The 316-nt window shown below is 53.8% G+C and carries 1 pseudogene; it reads right to left on the minus strand.

Going from position 1 to position 316, the window contains the following annotated elements:
- Nucleotides 1-316: pseudogene (locus tag H0248_RS21820) on the minus strand (type VI secretion system tip protein VgrG); the annotation flags it as partial.

A 316-nucleotide genomic window follows, 5' to 3' on the forward strand; every position in this document is an offset into this window, starting at 1 on the left:
TTCCGTGAACGGCTTGTCACTGCTTAGCGCTGCCGCCTGCTCTGCGGCTCCCCCAGACATGTCGATAGACGGCGCTTTCAGCTTGATGCTTTTCGCCTGAATAGTGATACCGCTGTCATCAATGGTAATGGTGCCGCCCGGCCCGCCAATCACCATTTTCTCTTTGGCGTACAGCGTATGTTTTTTGGTACGGGAGAAGATGGAGCTTTTGCTCTCGATATCGTACTTATCGCCGACCAGCAGTTTAAGCACCTGTCCGACCGACAGCGTCTGGGTGTGACCTACCAGCGTGTTTTTATACAGGCCAACCTGTTCG

It is taken from the genome of Pectobacterium brasiliense (genome assembly GCF_013449685.1).
In the GTDB taxonomy this organism is placed as follows: domain Bacteria; phylum Pseudomonadota; class Gammaproteobacteria; order Enterobacterales; family Enterobacteriaceae; genus Pectobacterium; species Pectobacterium brasiliense_A.